The organism is Leuconostoc lactis, from assembly GCF_007954625.1.
Taxonomy (GTDB): domain Bacteria; phylum Bacillota; class Bacilli; order Lactobacillales; family Lactobacillaceae; genus Leuconostoc; species Leuconostoc lactis_A.
The window spans coordinates 610,066-626,978 of record NZ_CP042420.1; the positions used below are offsets into that span (position 1 = coordinate 610,066).

The 16,913-nt window shown below is 43.1% G+C and carries 12 protein-coding genes and 1 tRNA gene; 9 read left to right on the forward strand and 4 right to left on the reverse strand.

What is annotated here, in order from left to right; genetic code table 11:
- Positions 1–155: 155 nt before the first annotated feature.
- The 6 genes from FGL80_RS03155 (at position 156) to FGL80_RS03180 (ending at position 8,240) form a co-directional block, all read left to right on the forward strand.
- Positions 156–1,625: an MFS transporter gene (locus FGL80_RS03155; RefSeq protein WP_055308494.1), complete on the forward strand. Its 1,470-nt coding sequence runs from the start codon at positions 156–158 to the stop codon at positions 1,623–1,625.
- 32 nt (positions 1,626–1,657) lie between these two features.
- On the forward strand, positions 1,658–3,346 hold the full coding sequence (locus FGL80_RS03160) for a glycoside hydrolase family 43 protein (protein ID WP_055308493.1): 1,689 nt from the start codon (positions 1,658–1,660) through the stop codon (positions 3,344–3,346).
- Between the two features lie 237 nt (positions 3,347–3,583).
- Positions 3,584–4,753, forward strand: coding sequence for an ROK family protein (locus tag FGL80_RS03165; RefSeq protein WP_055308492.1), 1,170 nt, complete (start codon positions 3,584–3,586; stop codon positions 4,751–4,753).
- A 172-nt stretch (positions 4,754–4,925) separates the two neighbouring features.
- Complete coding sequence (gene xylA / locus FGL80_RS03170) at positions 4,926–6,272, forward strand: xylose isomerase (RefSeq protein ID WP_055308491.1); 1,347 nt, start codon at positions 4,926–4,928, stop codon at positions 6,270–6,272.
- 246 nt (positions 6,273–6,518) lie between these two features.
- On the forward strand, positions 6,519–8,033 hold the full coding sequence (xylB, locus tag FGL80_RS03175) for a xylulokinase (RefSeq protein WP_055308490.1): 1,515 nt from the start codon (positions 6,519–6,521) through the stop codon (positions 8,031–8,033).
- A gap of 119 nt (positions 8,034–8,152) precedes the next feature.
- A tRNA-Ser gene (locus tag FGL80_RS03180) sits at positions 8,153–8,240 on the forward strand.
- 121 nt (positions 8,241–8,361) lie between these two features.
- Here FGL80_RS03180 and FGL80_RS03185 read toward each other — a convergent pair.
- The 3 genes from FGL80_RS03185 to FGL80_RS03195 form a co-directional block, all read right to left on the reverse strand.
- Complete coding sequence (locus FGL80_RS03185) at positions 8,362–9,255, reverse strand: serine hydrolase (protein WP_082424349.1); 894 nt, start codon at positions 9,253–9,255, stop codon at positions 8,362–8,364.
- A gap of 296 nt (positions 9,256–9,551) precedes the next feature.
- Positions 9,552–10,721, reverse strand: a complete 1,170-nt coding sequence (locus FGL80_RS03190; RefSeq protein WP_055308488.1) for an MFS transporter — start codon at positions 10,719–10,721, stop codon at positions 9,552–9,554.
- 70 nt (positions 10,722–10,791) lie between these two features.
- Positions 10,792–11,526: an NrtR DNA-binding winged helix domain-containing protein gene (locus FGL80_RS03195; RefSeq protein WP_055308551.1), complete on the reverse strand. Its 735-nt coding sequence runs from the start codon at positions 11,524–11,526 to the stop codon at positions 10,792–10,794.
- A gap of 199 nt (positions 11,527–11,725) precedes the next feature.
- On the opposite strand from FGL80_RS03195, the gene FGL80_RS03200 reads away from it, so the two are divergent.
- The gene (locus tag FGL80_RS03200) at positions 11,726–12,211 is read left to right on the forward strand and encodes a DUF805 domain-containing protein (protein ID WP_055308487.1); all 486 of its coding nucleotides are present in this window, start codon (positions 11,726–11,728) and stop codon (positions 12,209–12,211) included.
- 35 nt (positions 12,212–12,246) lie between these two features.
- Here the strand turns inward: FGL80_RS03200 and FGL80_RS03205 are convergent, their stop codons facing one another.
- The gene (locus tag FGL80_RS03205; RefSeq protein ID WP_010000748.1) at positions 12,247–12,927 is read right to left on the reverse strand and encodes a DUF6198 family protein; all 681 of its coding nucleotides are present in this window, start codon (positions 12,925–12,927) and stop codon (positions 12,247–12,249) included.
- A gap of 127 nt (positions 12,928–13,054) precedes the next feature.
- On the opposite strand from FGL80_RS03205, the gene FGL80_RS03210 reads away from it, so the two are divergent.
- Positions 13,055–13,825 (forward strand): (S)-acetoin forming diacetyl reductase, encoded by a 771-nt coding sequence (locus FGL80_RS03210; protein ID WP_055308486.1) that lies wholly within the window; start codon positions 13,055–13,057, stop codon positions 13,823–13,825.
- Positions 13,826–14,095: 270 nt separating this feature from the next.
- Entirely contained in the window at positions 14,096–16,798 is a 2,703-nt protein-coding gene (adhE, locus tag FGL80_RS03215) for a bifunctional acetaldehyde-CoA/alcohol dehydrogenase (protein WP_147001801.1), read from the forward strand.
- Positions 16,799–16,913 lie beyond the last annotated feature (115 nt).

Sequence of the window (16,913 nt, forward strand, 5' to 3'; positions counted from 1 at the left end):
AGTTAGTTGCGCGAACAAACCAACCGTGATATAGTAACACTATAAAAAGAAATGTTACCGCTTTCAAAAAATCACAAGCAGCGTTAAGCAAGTTAGATTTTAGAATATGGTGACATAGTATAGCATAATTTGTTAGCAATAGAAGGAGAAGAAAGATGGACGGAAGTGTTCACAAGAATAATGAATTTGCTAAGCTCACAACGTGGGATCGTGTGAGTTATGGATTGGGCGATTTTGCTCAAAACTTGGTGTTCGGTACGGTCGGTGGTTTCTTACTATTTTATCTGACGAACATTAACGGTATTTCTGCTGGTGTTGGGGCAACAATCTTTTTGGTTGTCCGTTGGATTAACGTTGTTTGGGATCCTTGGGTCGGCACGGTTGTCGATAAAGCTCGGGTCACAAAACACGGTAAGTACCGGCCATTCCTGCTAAACTTTGGTTTGCCGTTGGTTATTTTGGCGGCATTGCTCTTCTTGCCAGTCGCTAAGGTACTTGGTGCTGGTACAGTAGCCACAACAGCCTACGCAACAGTTTCATATATGGCAACGGCCTTGGTTTACTCATTTGTTAATATTCCTTATGGTGCCTTGAACGCCTCATTGACACGTGATGAAACAGAAGTCGGTAAGTTGACATCAACGCGTATGATGTTGGCCAACGTTGGTAACTTGTTGGTGTACACACTTTTCCCATTGTTTGTGCAATTGGCTTCACCAAACGCGAAATTAACAGACACTGGCTTGTTCGGTTTAAAGTTGAATTTGGGTAATTATGCTGCGCCAGAAGCAGCGGGTGCCTGGTTTAAAGTGTACGGCATCTATATGTTGATTGGGGCAGCGAGCCTATTCGTGGCTTACCGTAACACGAAAGAACGTGTGTTACCTGCAGAAACAGCGGGCGATCAAGTTAAGTATACAGATCTCTTTGCGGAATTTAAGCGTAACAAGGCCCTACAAATCTTAGGTATGTTCTTCCTTGTTGGCTTTACATTGATGTTCTTTGGTAACACTGTATGGCCATACTTTATGCAATACAACTTTGGTACTGAAGGTGGTAAGTCAGCTTTGATGGCCTCAATTGGTCTGATTGGCTCAATTCCAGGTATTTTCTTGGTTGTCATGTGGCCACGACTACGTGCGACATTAGGTAAGAAAGGTTTCTTCTATACATTCTTGAGTATCTTCATTGTTGGTCAATTGTTGCTCTTTGCTTGGTCAAAGCAACCATCAGCAGACTGGCTTGGTTTCACTGGTCGTTTCTTGCAACAGTGGGGATTGACATCAGCCACAGGCTTCATGTGGGCCTTGGTTCCTGAAGTTGTGGCGCATGGTGAATATATCTCTGGTAAGCGTGTGGTCGGCATTATCAACGCCATCATGGGACTTTTCTTCAAGATTGGTTTAGCTTTGGGTGGTATTATCCCAGGTTATTTGCTTCAAATGACTGACTTTAAGTCAGGCGCTTTGACACAATCAGCACTTGCCCAGACAGGTATTGAATGGTCAATGATTTGGATGCCAGCTATCTTGGCACTTTTGGCAATGTTTGTGATTAGCCGTTATCCTTTGTCTGACGCTTATGTTGATAAAATGAATCGCGAACTTAAAGAAAAGAATAGTTAATTGTTGAAAGATTAAGTTAATAGGAGAAAATTATGCAGATTCAGAATCCTGTATTGCCCGGTTTTAATCCGGATCCATCAATTATTCGTGTGGATGATACTTATTACATTGCAACGTCAACATTTGAATGGTTCCCTGGGGTTCGTATTCATGAATCAAAGGATTTAGTTCACTGGAACCTAGTTAAAAATGTACTTGATACGACTGAGATGCTTGATATGAAAGGGAATCCGTCTTCTGGCGGTATCTGGGCACCAGACCTTTCTTATGCGGATGGTAAGTTCTGGCTGATTTTCACCGATGTGAAAATTACAGATGGTAACTTCAAGGATATGAAGAACTATCTGACAACAGCTGAAACAATCCAAGGACCATGGACAAAGCCAGTTTTGATTAACGGTGTTGGCTTTGATGCATCACTATTCCATGATGACGATGGTCGCAAGTATTTGGTACAACAAACATGGGATCATCGTGAATATCGTCATCCGTTCGATGGTATTACGTTGACAGAATTTGATACAGATACTATGCAGTTGAAGCCAGAAACGGCACGGACTATTTTTGCCGGCACAGATGTTAAGTTAGTCGAAGGGCCACACTTGTATAAGATTAACGGTGAATACTACTTGTTCACTGCAGAAGGTGGCACAATCTTTACGCACCAAGAAGTGGTATCACGTTCAAAGACATTGGATGAATTGTCATTTGTGGTGGAACCAGATGGGCCATTTATCACGAACTTTGATACGCCAAATTCTTATTTGCAAAAGCAAGGCCACGGTGCATTGGTATCAACACCAGGCGACGAATGGTACTATGCTTCTTTGACGGCACGCCCATGGCATCATGCCAACGAAAGTGCCACGGATCCGCGTGGTTGGTCAACGTTAGGTCGTGAAACAGCAATTCAAAAGGTTGAATGGGATGACGAAGGTTGGCCACGGATTGTCGGTGGTCACGGTGGACAAACATTCGTTGACGCACCAAAGGATGCGATTGTGACAGACGCACCGGCAGATCATTCACAACATGATGAGTTTGACACACCAACGCTAGACCTTAACTGGAATACTCTACGTGTACCATTTACTGAAAAAATGGGGCACACTGGTGATGGTAAGTTAACATTGATTGGACAAGGCTCACTGGCAAATACGTTTGATTTGTCTTTGATTGCACGTCGTTGGCAAGCCTTCTACTTTGATGCGGAAACAAAGGTGAAGTTTGAGCCTTATTCTTACCAAGCGATGGCCGGTTTAACGAATTACTATAACCACTCACATTGGTCATGGATTTTCATTACTAAGAATGATGCTGGCCAAAATGTTATCGAAGTTGCCGAAAACAAGGGTGGTCTCCGCAATGGTAGCTACACGTCATATTTGCGTGATCAAGCCCCAGTTATTCCTGACGGGACAGAATACGTCTACTTTAAGTCTGAAAACCGTAAGGAAACGTATACGTACTATTACTCATTTGACGGGGAAACATGGCATGCAACAGGTGTTGTGTTAGATGCTGCGGTACTATCAGATGACTATATTGTCCGCGAATATGGTGGCTTCTTTACTGGCGCTTATGTTGGTTTGGCTGCGGTGGATTATTCAGGCTATGGTTCAACAGCAGAATTTGAGTACTTTGATTACAAAGAACTCGGGGATCGTGTGCTGGCTGACGGCTCGTTCTCATGGGAAAAGTCAGAACAACGTTTTGATTAATTGATTTAAATGGATCTTCTTTGAAGATCCATTTTTTATTGGCATTAAAAATGGGAATGGGTGATGTTTAAGGTATGGCTTGAAGGATATGCTGAGTTCACGTACAATAAATATATAATCGAACAAAAAGTGTAATGATTGCTGATAACGAGTTATCGTGACTTGGTTATCCGGCGACGATTGTCGCAAAAATAGCTATTCGTAGCATCAGTCCTTTGAAATGGAGTGTCGGTAAACATGGATAAATCAGATCAACTCACAATGAGAGATCATAATCAACGTCTCGTGTTACAAGCATTATTTAACGCGAAGGAAACATCGCGGGCGCAGTTGGCTGTCGATTTAAACCTTCACAAATCAACGATTAGTTCAATTTACCGTGATTTGGATAAATTAGGGTTTATTGAAGACCTTGGTGAAGGGACAACGACTGAAACGGGTGGGCGCAAAGCCAAAATGATTCGTTTTAATCGGCGATATGGCTATGTGATGAGTTTTGATATGGGACGTTATCATTTGCGTATGGCTTTGGTCCGTCTTAGTGGTGAAGTTATTTCTCAAAGCGCAGAACTAGTTGATGGGCGCGCCATTGATGAAGTGCTGGCACTGATGAGTCAGCATGTGAAAGCTCATAAAAATAAAAAACATGGCACCCAAGAAGGTTTAATGGGGATTGCTGTGGGGATTCACGGTGTGGTGAATCATAATCAGGTCGTGTATTCGCCGTTTTTTGATTACCGTAACGTTGATATCGCGGCAACACTTGAAAAAGTCGGCGGTGTGCCGGTGATGTTAGAAAATGAGGCGAATTCAGCGGCCGTTTATATTCGTGACTACCATGACTATTACCGGACAGCGCAGTATGATAATTTAGTGGCTTTGAACATCCATTATGGTATTGGTGCTGGCATCATTATTGATGGTCAACTTTATCGTGGGATGCAAGGGGATGCGGGTGAAGTCGGGCGCAGTATTGTGGCCATGGCACACAACGATCCTATCCGTGTCGAAGATTTATATTCAGAAGATGCGATGTTGGCGCGACTTGCAGCTTTGACGGAAAATCCAGTGGCAAATCGTGATGCGTTTGTCACTTTTGCCAACCAGAACAATGCGGTGAGCACGCGTTTGTTAGATGATTGGGTAATCGGCATTGCCCAAGTCGCCTACAATATCATTCAAACGACTGCGCCCCAAGCATTATTTATTCATTCACGGTTTATTGCGGAAATGCCGGATTTACTTAGTCGTGTGATCGAAGCTTATCAACATATGAATCCAACGAATGAGAGTGAAATTTTGTTTGCAAATCGCTCGGTCTATGAAGCAACACTACTTGGTGGTGCGGCAGCCATGACTCGAAAAATCCTTGATTTAGAGGAACTACCATTAGTATTTACACACTAAAACCCAGTCAGGGTTTTTTTATTATCCTGTAAAAATTTAATGAAATAATTTTATACAAAAAGGGTTGCGCTTAGGAATGAAAGCGTATACAATATAGTTGTAAGTTGGTTGTGTAAACCAACCAACATAAGATTAAATTGATAGGGACGTTAATGTCCAGAAGGAGTAATACATGTCAGAATTGTTTTCATTTCCAAAAGTGACTTATGTTGGCAATAAGTCACTAACAGCTGGTGATGGGTACCATTACTATAACGCTGATGAAGTTGTTGCCGGCAAGAAGATGAGCGAATGGCTCAAGTTTTCAGTTGCCTACTGGCACACAATGGATCAACGTTTGACAGATCCGTTTGGTGAAGGCACAGCAGTACGCCCATGGGATAATGCGGGTGACGGCGATGAAATGGCCGCAGCGTTGGCAAAAGTCGACTACATGTTCGAATTTTTGGACAAGACAGGTATTGAATACTTTGCTTTCCACGATCGCGACTTGGCACCAGAAGGTAAGACATTAGCCGAAACAAATGCGAACCTTGACAAGGTGATCGACAAGATCGAACAAAAGATGCAAGAAACTGGCAAGAAGGTGCTTTGGAACACAGCCTCACTCTTCACTAACAAGCGTTTCTTAGCTGGTGGGGCAACAACACCATTTGCCGAAGTCTTTGCTTATGCCGCTGGTCAAATTAAGCACTCACTTGACATCGCCAAGCGTTTGGGTTCAGAATCTTATGTTTTCTGGGGTGGTCGTGAAGGTTATGACTTCCTCTTGAATACAGACACAAAGCGTGAATTGGACCACATCGCAGCATTCTTCAAGTTGGCTAAGGACTATGCCGATGAAATTGGTTACACAGGTCAATTCTTGATTGAACCAAAGCCAAAGGAACCAACACAACACCAATATGACTTTGATGTGCAAACAACGATTGCGTTCTTAAAGACATATGGTTTGGAAGACACATTCAAGTTAAACTTGGAAGGTAACCACACTTACTTAGCTGGTCATACTTATGAACATGAAGTTCGCTTTGCGCGTGAAGCTGGCTTGCTTGGTTCACTTGATGCCAACATGGGTGACAAGCTAACAGGTTGGGATATCGATGAATTCCCAAATGACATTTATGAAGCTACATTGGTCATGTATGAATTCTTGAAGAATGGTGGTTTGCCAACAGGTGGTTTGAACTTCGATTCAAAGCCACGTCGTCAGAGCTTCGAATTTGAAGATCTCTTCTACGCTCACATTGCTGGTATGGATACGTATGCTGCTGGTTTGAAGGTGGCAGCTAAGTTGATCGAAGATCAAGTTATCGAAAACATTTTGAAGGAACGCTATGCTTCATTTGATTCAGGTATTGGCGCAGACTTTGAAGCTGGTAAGGTGACATTGAAGGATCTGGCTGCTTATGCGGAAAACAAGACAGATGACGAAATCAATGCAACATTGAAGTCAGGTCGCCAAGAACAAATTAAGGCCACATTGAACAACTACATTTTCTCAGTGTTGGGCAAGTAAGCATTTAAATTAATCCGATTATATATCCTCCCTAAAAAATAATTTCCTCTCCTTAAATTAAATTTCCAATCAAAATTAACATATACCGATTTAGCCAACAACTGATGCAATTGGTTGTGTGGGAAAAGGCATCGCAACGTCAGTTGCGATGCCTTGTACATAGCATGCAGGATAAAATTTACCATGATTGTCAGTATTACTGCATGCGAATAATTTTAGTCATTAAAGTCAATTGGAGAAAAAAGTATGACACAAGTTGTATTAGGTGTCGATCTTGGCACATCATCTGTTAAAGTTTCTGCTGTGGATCGTGAGGGTCAAATTGTTGCGCAGCAAAGTTTTGATTACCCACTGTCACAACCACATCCCGGCTGGTCTGAACAAAATCCTGAAGATTGGGTGAATGGGACAACAGTTGCCATTGTGAACTTAATTTTAAAGGACGGCATTAAGCCAGAAGATATTGCGGGCATCTCTTATTCCGGCCAAATGCATGGGCTTGTCTTATTAGATGAGCACCATCAAGTGCTACGCCCAGCAATTTTGTGGAATGATACCCGTACAACAAAGCAAACGCAAGAAATTGCGGATAAGATGGCAGACAAGTTTGTCGCCATTACGCGTAACCATGCTTTGGAAGGTTTCACATTACCTAAGATTCTTTGGGTTAAAGAAAACGAACCAGAAATTTTCAAGCAAGCGAAAACATTCTTGTTGCCAAAGGATTATCTACGTTACCGGATGACCGGTAAGTTGGCGATGGATTATTCAGATGCGGCGGGGACGGTCGCACTGGACGTTGCCGGTAAGGCGTGGTCAAAAGAAGTGCAAGAAGCATTTGACCTACCAGCCTCATTCTTCCCAGAATTAATTGAATCAACAGATTTAGCTGGATATATTTCAGACACATACGCCTCATTCTCTGGCTTAACAACCGATACAAAAGTGTTTGGTGGTGCGGCCGATAATGCAGCGGGTGCTGTGGGTGCTGGCTTATTACAACCAAATATGGTGATGTCATCGATTGGAACATCAGGCGTGGTGGCTAAATTTGAAGCACAACCGGATGTGGATTATCGCGGAGACATTCACTTCTTTAATCACGCGATTCCGAATACTTTCTATTCAATGGGCGTGACGTTAGCAGCCGGGGATGCCAATGCTTGGTTCAAGTCTGTCTTTGGACAAGACATCCCGTTTGCAGAATGGGTGAATGCAGCGGCTGAATCATCAGTTGGGGCGAACGGGTTGATCTTTACACCTTATATTTCTGGTGAACGGACGCCTTATCCAGATGCGGACATTCGTGGTAGCTTTACTGGAATTGATCGCACCCATCAACGTGCTGACTTTATTCGTGCAGTGTTGGAAGGTATTATTTTCAGCTTTAAAGACATTATGACGATTTATGATCGTGAAGGCGCTGAATTTGATACAGTCGTTGCTATTGGTGGTGGGGCTAAGAGTCCTTTGTGGTTGCAGATTCAAGCTGATATCTTCAACAAGAAGGTTGTCACACTGGCCAACGAACAAGGTCCAGGTTTAGGTGCTGCTATGATTGCGGCAACAGGATTAGGTTGGTATGATTCAGTTCAGCACGCGGCGAGTGAAATTATTTCATTTGGCGCAACTTATGAACCAAATCCCGAAGCAGTGGCTAACTATGAGCAAGTGTATGCGATTTATCAACAAGTCTATGCGGCAACAAAGGATATTTCACATGACCTAATGGCCTACCGACGCCAACTCAAAAACGCCTAAGAACGGGCTAATTAGCCTACGGTGTCAGTCATTGTCACTTGAGTAACGTGATCATCGTGCGCAAATCGATGAAAACGCTTGATACTATCAGCTATGTTTGGTATGATAGTATCTGTTATGGAGAAGTACTCAAGCGGCTGAAGAGGCGCCCTTGCTAAGGGTGTAGACGTGTTAAAGCGTGCGAGGGTTCGAATCCCTTCTTCTCCACTACTGTTTTAAAAACGCTGTATCAGGTTTAAAACCTTGATACAGCGTTTTTTTGTGCAAAAAAAGCGTACGTATGCGACAAGACGTACACTGTTAGTAAGACGTTATTTTTAATCATGAGTTAGTTGGCTTTTAATTGCTGTGCCGTTGCCAACGATAGACTTTCAATTAAATCAATACCATCTGCTTCAGTTGCGTTACCGTTCGTGAGGACGGCAATCGTATAATTGCTGTCCTTTGTTTGGATATGACCAATTGAATTCACAATCCAACCGTCATCGTCGTCTGAGTCCAACCAACCATTTTTAAGTTGTATCGTGGCGTTATCAGGGATGCCTTTACTGATGCCCCAATCTTGATCGGGACTCACATTAGCCATTAAATGGAGCACATAATGACGATCTGAACGATTCAGTGGCGACTTTTGGCCATAGGCTAAAGCATTAAGTAATTTAAGTTGGTCTTGTGCCGTTGTTGTAGTCATCCCCCAGGCATCCGGATTCATTTTACTTTGTGTCATGTGTAGGGTACTAAATAAATCGTCTGGGCCGGTATAACCATCTTGATAGGTATTTAATAGAGTGGTGGTGGCATCGTTATCTGAATCAACGATCATACTCTCCGCTAGTGTTTTTTCGGTTGGTGAAAGCGACGCATCATCAGACTGACTCATACGTAATAAATTGGCCAAGACACTCACTTTGACAATGCTGGCAGTGGGATAAGTTGCTGAGGTGTTGCTATTATAGATGGTGGTTTGTTTTGTGAGCGCATTGTAGACACCAATATTCACATCTGAACCTTGGTGATGCAAGATGGTTTGCCATTGTTGTTTAAGGGCAGAATCTGGCTGATGCTGTAATTTTTCGGATAACGCAATAACTGGAGAATCGACAGTATTCAAGGCGTTTTTTTCCAACAACCGGTGTGTAATCAGCAGACTAAACACGAGGAGTAGTGGAACAAGTACGAGTGGGAATCTTTTTTTCTTGGCGTGGTTCATAGATTTTGGCATGCTTTACATTATTTTAGAGGCGCTAGGTAAGTACGGTATTGGCAAGTCGCATGCGCACATGACGTCAAGACACAGTGTCTAGTGAAACCACTGACCGTTGCAGTAGTCGTACTTTTTGGGGAAGCACGACGTTATCATGCTTACTATCTTACCATAGTTTTTAAGCCTAAAAGTGTGATTAAGAGCTTGGCGATACCACAGCAAATACGTTTTATTTGCTTGTCTCACCAGCAGGTGCTGTACGGTCTCAAAATTAAAAAAGACACCAAAAAATTGGCGTCTTTTTAGTGTCATTGTTAATTTATCTGGGAGTTTTGGTTTTTAATCCCAAAAATAATCAGTGCCATGGCTATCAATAGTAGGCCGACAAAGAGGCCGAAAACGCCACTGATACCAAAATTGGCATCGAGTAACCAGCCGACCAAGAATGGTCCGATGGTTGCCCCTAAACGGCCAACGGATTGGGCTGACCCCATTGCGGTGCCACGAATGGCTTGGGGAAAGAGGCTGGGCGTTAAGGCGATCAGAATGCCCCAGGCACCAAGGTCAAAGAACGATAACCAAGCACCAGCAATCAGAATCACTGGCGTGCTGTGTGCCAGACCAAAAACGAGGCTGGCAACGATTGTTCCCAGCAGATAAATACTGAGTAATTTTTTTAAGTTGATTTTAGTTAAGAGATAGGCGGCTAAATAGTAACCGGGTAATTGGGCAATGCTCATACCTAGGGTATAACCAAGTGAGCGCACAACGGAAAAGCCGCGTAAAACCAACACACTTGGCAACCAGAGGAAAATCCCATAGTACGTTAACATGATGATGAACCAGACCAGACTGATATTAAGCAATGGCCAGCGGTGTTCGGGTGACCATAATGTCCGAAAGGCGGGTGTTGCTTGTTGCTTGGGCGTGATTGTATCTTCTGGGAGATGATGCCTGAGATACCAGGCATAAAGTGACAAACTAGCGGTCAAGAGTGCCGCCGTACGCCAACCAAAGTGGGGGATAATTAAAAACGCGATTAGTGAAGCGATAATCCAACCATAAGCCCAAAAACTATCGACTAACACCAACATTTGATGGCGCTTGGTACCGGTATAGTGATCCGCAATCAGGGCTGCTGCAACGGGTAATTCACCACCTAAACCAACCCCGGTAATAAAGCGAATCACCATAAACCAGGCGAGGTTTGGGGCAAAAGCCAGCGCTAAATTACTCAAAGAAAACAGGACGAGCGTCCACATCAGGACGCGTCTGCGCCCAAAACGATCCGATAATTTACCACACAACAACGCACCAATCATCATACCCACAGACGTGATGGCACCGACTAACCCAAGCTGGGTCTCGTTTAGCGTCCATTCTGTCTTCAATAGGGGCATCATAAACGACAATAAAGCGACGTCTAGCGCATCGATCATCCAGGCAGTGCCGACGACGAGCAACAGACGTTTTGAATTGACCATGACAAAATCTCCTTCTTTGCTAATAAAAGTTTTTTTTACTTTTATTAATTAAGGCGATTGTACACTAGCGTTATTGAATAAGCAACTGATATTTTTTAGCTGGGCGGCCGGGGCGATTTTGGCTACTTGAACCAAGTGGTCGCAGTAAGTGTTGATGATTCCGTAAAAAGTTAGAATTATCAGGCTCTTTTTTACCAAAACTTTCAAAAACATGGCGCGCCATTTTAAGCGTAAAGTCCGATCCCAAAATCAGCAAAATGGTCGGTTGATAGTCTAATTTATTGATAATGCGCTGGGTAGCAACGGTGAGAATCCAATTGTGGTCAAAAGCGAGACGCTTGGTTGGATCCTGGTGGGTGATGTAGTCATCGGCAACGAGTGTTTGGAAAGCTAAATCCTGATACTTGAAGCTAAATAAGCCTGACGGGTGTTTTTTCAGCGTAAACCACTGGGCATCCAGCGCACCAGGCCCGGGCTGGAGTGTCGGATAACTTGGTAAGAAGGTCATATAGCTGAGTGACAAGGCACGTTCGCCGGGCGAGCGGTTAGGCTCGGTAAATGTTGCCAGCTGTTCAGCGTGGACATTGGGCAAGTCGAGACCGAGTTTTTCTTTAACAAGCCGCAAAGTGGCCTCGTGGGCACTCTCATCGACACGTAACCAAGTCTCAGGTAATGCCCAAAAATTCTGGAAAGGGCTGTCTGCACGTTTGATTAATAGGAGTTTCACCGCTAGTGTCTCGGGGTCGAGACTCCAGATAACATTTGTGATGGTAATGCGTGGTTTTTCAATTGGCGTTGTGGTCATAGTTGCTGCCTTTGGTTGTGTGATTTTATTCATAGGGATTATCTTCATATTTTAACATTTTATCTCGGTTAACCGCATCTTATCATGGCGGGATACGGTTGAAATCCTGTGAACAAGGTGAATAAAATATTGAAAAATTTTTTTAATTTTTTAAGATATGGTAAGATGAATAGCAAGCTATCAAAGGGGGAAATAGGTAATGACAGCGTGGGGGGCCTTAGCTGACTTTTTTAAGCAGTATACCAATTTTCGTGGGACAAGTTCACGTCGTGCGTTCAATTGGGTTGTGTGGTTTTGGGGGAGTGTGTCTATTATTGTGGCCAGCATCATTGTGGCAGTCGCTCGGCTAGGTGCCTTTTTTGGCCGGCAAGCTGCGGCACAAACGGAAACGAGTGCGGTTGAAGCAACGGTGATGCTTGTTGTGATGGTGTCGTGTTTTATGTCAATCATTGTTGTTTTGCCAACCGTAGCTTTATACACGAGAAGGTTACATGATATGGGTTATTCAGGGTGGTGGCAAGTTGTACCGTTGAGCCTGAATATTTTATTTGTCAGTCTATTGTTAATCGATCACTTGCAATTACCAATATTGATGAAAATGTGGTGGTTACCAGTGATAGTGAGTTTATTACTGACAGCTTGGCTGTCGCTAGGAAAAACTAGTACAAGTCAGCGTTATCGTTAATATAAAAAGCAACGACCAATATGGCCGTTGCTTTTTTAGTCACCACGGACATCGCCGTGAACAAGATGTTTAAAGATATGGCGGTCAGCCCAAGCGATATTGCGACCTTGAAAAAAGAATGAGACGAGTGTGACCAGGCCAAGCGCGACAATTTGATGGCTAATGAGAAAGGCCACGCATGAAATCCCAATCGCGACGATGAAATTACTCATCTGAGCTTTTGAAGCATCACCATGAAAATAGTCAAAACGCAAAATATTCGTTAAGTCGTCTAGGGGGTGTAAGACCCAATTCACGCGTTGATAAATGGAAATGGCAACCCCGATCGTCCAAATGGCAAAAACATCGAGCAATAAACGCCAATACCAAGCAATGGCATCAACCCCTAATTTAACGAAAAAAGCCGCAAAGATGCCGACCAACAAACTAAAAGATAGTCCAAAGAGTACATTTCCTGTAAAACGGATCCAATTAAAGTTCATGGCGAGAAACATATTTAAAAAGGCAATCGATGTGGCAAATAGGGCCAGGAAAATCCCGATTTGCCAACCGGTGAGATGCGCAAGGTTGGCCGCACCAGCTGTCCACGGCGCAGAACCCATGGCTGTTGCGACACTTAAACCATTACCAAACGAATTAAGCATCAGGGAAATGGCAAAGAAACTGATTTTTTGCTTCAACCCAAGTTGGTAAAATTGACCATCCAGATAATACATACATTTCTCCAATTAATTGTCTTGCATTTATTATAGCAGTAACAACATGTAAGCGTAATTGTTTACAAATTCACATATAAGGTGTATATTGTTTGTGAAATAGTTATCAATAGGAGGGCATTAAAAGATGACGAAAGTAGCATTAGTAACAGGAGCTGGACAAGGTATTGGACAAGCGATTGCGGAACGATTGGTTAAGGATGGCTTTAAGGTAGCAGTTGTTGGCCGTCATTTAGACAAAGTGCAGAAAGTAGCGGATAAGATTAACGACAACGGTGGCGAAGCCATTGCGATTCAGGCAGACGTAGCAAAACGTGCGGAGGTTTTTGCAGCAGTTGCTGAAACAAAAGAAAAATTTGGTGAATTCAATGTTATCGTCAATAACGCAGGCGTGGCACCAACAACGCCAATTATGTCGGTTACTGAAGAAGATATGAACTGGACTTGGGGGATTAATGTGAATGGTGTAGTCTGGGGGACACAGGCAGCCGCGGATGCCTTTATGTCACTTGGACACGGCGGTAAAATTATTAACGCAACATCTCAAGCGGGCGTACAAGGAAATCCTAATTTGACGGCGTATGGTTCAACGAAATTTGCGATTCGCGGTATTACTCAAACCACAGCTAAGGAATTAGCTGAATTTGGTATCACGGTGAATGCCTTTGCGCCAGGAATTGTTAAAACACCAATGATGTGGGACATTGCGCACGAAGTCGGGCAAAATGCTGGCAAAGATGATGAGTGGGGGATGGCACAATTCTCTGATGGGATTGCGCTTGGTCGTTTGAGTGAACCTGAAGATGTTGCTAATGTCGTGAGTTTCCTAGCTGGAGAAGATTCTAACTATGTGACTGGGCAAACAATTGTTGTTGACGGTGGCATGGTATTCCATTAAGCATATCTATATAAAGAGCGTAGCGCTATTTAGCGCTACGCTCTTTATATGTTGTTTTATTCGGGTTGTTAACAGTGATTTTTGTGATCAATTCGCCTTTTTAATTGACATTGTATATAAATGCACAAAAATATAATAGTGATAAAATTGTTTTAAAATGCTGATTAATCAACGTTTTAAAAAATGTTTCTGAAAAACTTGCATTTTAAACCAGGCTGTTATATACTTATATTGTTAATAAATGAGCAAACGATAAAAGGAGTAGTCATTATGGTAGACTCAAATGAAAAGAAGCCCGCAAAGAAGGCTTTGACGCCAGAAGAAAAGGCGGAATTACAAGCACAAGCTGAAAAAATGACAGCAGAATTGGTTGAAAAGTCTCAAAAGGCTTTGGCTGAATTCTCAACATATACACAAGAACAAGTTGATAAGATTGTTGCAGCAATGGCATTGGCTGGATCAGAAAACTCATTGCTATTGGCGCACGAAGCACACGACGAAACTGGTCGTGGAGTTGTTGAAGATAAGGATACAAAGAACCGTTTTGCTTCAGAATCTGTTTATAACGCCATCAAGTTTGATAAGACAGTTGGTGTCATTAGTGAAGATAAAATCCAAGGAAAGGTTGAAGTAGCTGCACCACTTGGTGTATTGGCTGGTATCGTACCAACAACTAATCCAACGTCAACAACAATCTTTAAGGCAATGTTGACAGCAAAGACACGTAACACAATTATCTTTGCTTTCCATCCACAAGCACAAAAGGCTTCAGCCCACGCTGCACAAATTGTTTATGAAGCAGCGGTGAAGGCTGGCGCACCTAAGAACTTCATCCAATGGATTGAAACACCATCAATTTATGCAACAACAGCTTTGATCCAAAACCCAGGTATTGCCTCAATCTTGGCTACTGGTGGCCCATCAATGGTTAACGCAGCCTTGAAGTCAGGTAACCCTTCAATGGGTGTTGGTGCCGGTAACGGTGCGGTTTATATCGATGCAACTGTTGACACAGACCGTGCGGTATCTGACTTGTTGTTGTCAAAGCGTTTTGATAACGGTATGATCTGTGCCACTGAAAACTCAGCGGTTATCCAAGCTCCTGTTTATGATGAAATTTTGCAAAAGTTGCAAGAACAAGGTGCTTACTTGGTACCTAAGAAGGACTACAAGAAGATTGCTGACTTCGTCTTCAAGCCAAATGCAGAAGGCTTTGGTGTTGCTGGTCCAGTTGCTGGTATGTCAGGTCGTTGGATTGCTGAACAAGCTGGTGTTAAGATTCCTGAAGGTAAGGATGTCTTGTTGTTTGAATTAGACCGCAAGAACATCGGTGAAGCCTTGTCATCAGAAAAGCTATCACCATTGTTGTCACTTTATAAGGTCGACACACGTGAAGAAGCTATCGACACTGTACAAGCACTCTTAGACTATCAAGGTGCCGGACACAACGCGGCTATTCAAATCGGATCACAAGATGATCCATTTATTAAGGAATATGCTGATGCTATCGGTGCATCACGTATCTTGGTTAACCAACCAGATTCAATCGGTGGTGTCGGTGATATCTATACAGATGCTATGCGCCCATCATTGACGCTTGGTACCGGATCATGGGGGAAGAATTCATTGTCTCACAACTTGTCAACATACGATTTGCTTAATATTAAAACAGTGGCGCGTCGTCGTAACCGTCCACAGTGGATTCGTTTGCCAAAGGAAGTTTACTACGAAGCTAACGCAATCACTTATTTGCAAGATTTGCCATCAGTTAAGCGTGCCTTCATCGTGGCCGATCCAGGTATGGTACAATTCGGCTTCGTTGGTAAGGTTTTGAGCCAATTAGAATTGCGTCAAGAACAAGTTGAAACATCAATCTATGGCTCAGTACAACCAGACCCAACATTGTCACAAGCGGTTGAAATTGCACGTCAAATGGCTGACTTCAAGCCTGATACTGTTATCTTGCTTGGTGGTGGTTCAGCGCTTGATGCCGGTAAGATTGGTCGCTTCTTGTACGAATACTCAACACGTCACGAAGGTATTTTGTCAGACGAAGAAGGTATCAAGGAATTGTTCATGGAATTGCAACAAAAGTTCATGGACATCCGTAAGCGTATCGTGAAGTTCTACCACGCACGTTTGACACAAATGGTTGCCATTCCAACAACATCAGGTACTGGTTCTGAAGTGACACCATTCGCCGTTATTACAGACGATGAAACACACGTGAAGTATCCATTGGCCGATTACGAATTGACACCAGAAGTCGCTATTGTCGACCCAGAATTCGTAATGACTGTGCCAAAGCGTACAGTTGCCTTCTCAGGATTGGATGCTTTGTCACATGCCTTTGAATCATATGTTTCAGTGATGGCATCAGAATTCACACGCCCATGGGCTTTGGAAGCTATCAAGTTGATTTTTGAAAACTTGACAACATCATACAACTACGATCCAAAGAACCCAACAAAGGAAGGTCAAAACGCACGTACGAAGATGCACTATGCTTCAACACTTGCTGGTATGTCATTTGCCAACGCCTTCCTTGGTATCAACCACTCACTTGCACACAAGATTGGTGGTGAATTCGGTTTGGCTCACGGTTTGTCAATCGCGATTGCTATGCCACATGTGATTAAGTTCAATGCTGTGACAGGTAACGTTAAGCGCACACCATATCCTCGCTATGAAACATACACAGCACAAAAGGATTACGCTGATATCGCCCGCTACCTTGGCTTGAAGGGTAACACAGATGCTGAATTGGTAGAATCATTGATTGCCGCAGTGAAGGACTTGGCTAAGTCAATCGACGTTGACTTGACATTGTCAGAAAACGGCGTTACTGAAGCTACTTTGATGAAGAGTGTTGATCAATTGACAGATCTTGTCTACAATGATCAGTGCACGCCTGGTAACCCACGCCAACCAAGCTTAGCTGAAATCAAGCAACTTTTGATTGACATGATTTAAACTTAATAGCAATGACAGAAAAGCAAAAGAAATTTTGCTTTTTTTGTTTGCAATTCGTCCTATCCGTGTATATAATATATCCATAGATAAAAAAAGTACACGAAAAAAAGAGGCA

Bases quoted from the DNA above. Each gene is read 5' to 3' on its own strand.
- FGL80_RS03195 (WP_055308551.1), bottom strand. From the start codon at position 11,526: ATGACCACAACGCCAATTGAAAAACCACGCATTACCATCACAAATGTT.
- FGL80_RS03190 (WP_055308488.1), bottom strand. From the start codon at position 10,721: ATGGTCAATTCAAAACGTCTGTTGCTCGTCGTCGGCACTGCCTGGATG.
- xylB (WP_055308490.1), top strand. From the start codon at position 6,519: ATGACACAAGTTGTATTAGGTGTCGATCTTGGCACATCATCTGTTAAA.
- xylA (WP_055308491.1), top strand. From the start codon at position 4,926: ATGTCAGAATTGTTTTCATTTCCAAAAGTGACTTATGTTGGCAATAAG.
- FGL80_RS03200 (WP_055308487.1), top strand. From the start codon at position 11,726: ATGACAGCGTGGGGGGCCTTAGCTGACTTTTTTAAGCAGTATACCAAT.
- FGL80_RS03165 (WP_055308492.1), top strand. From the start codon at position 3,584: ATGGATAAATCAGATCAACTCACAATGAGAGATCATAATCAACGTCTC.
- adhE (WP_147001801.1), top strand. From the start codon at position 14,096: ATGGTAGACTCAAATGAAAAGAAGCCCGCAAAGAAGGCTTTGACGCCA.
- FGL80_RS03160 (WP_055308493.1), top strand. From the start codon at position 1,658: ATGCAGATTCAGAATCCTGTATTGCCCGGTTTTAATCCGGATCCATCA.
- FGL80_RS03155 (WP_055308494.1), top strand. From the start codon at position 156: ATGGACGGAAGTGTTCACAAGAATAATGAATTTGCTAAGCTCACAACG.
- FGL80_RS03185 (WP_082424349.1), bottom strand. From the start codon at position 9,255: ATGCCAAAATCTATGAACCACGCCAAGAAAAAAAGATTCCCACTCGTA.
- FGL80_RS03210 (WP_055308486.1), top strand. From the start codon at position 13,055: ATGACGAAAGTAGCATTAGTAACAGGAGCTGGACAAGGTATTGGACAA.
- FGL80_RS03205 (WP_010000748.1), bottom strand. From the start codon at position 12,927: ATGTATTATCTGGATGGTCAATTTTACCAACTTGGGTTGAAGCAAAAA.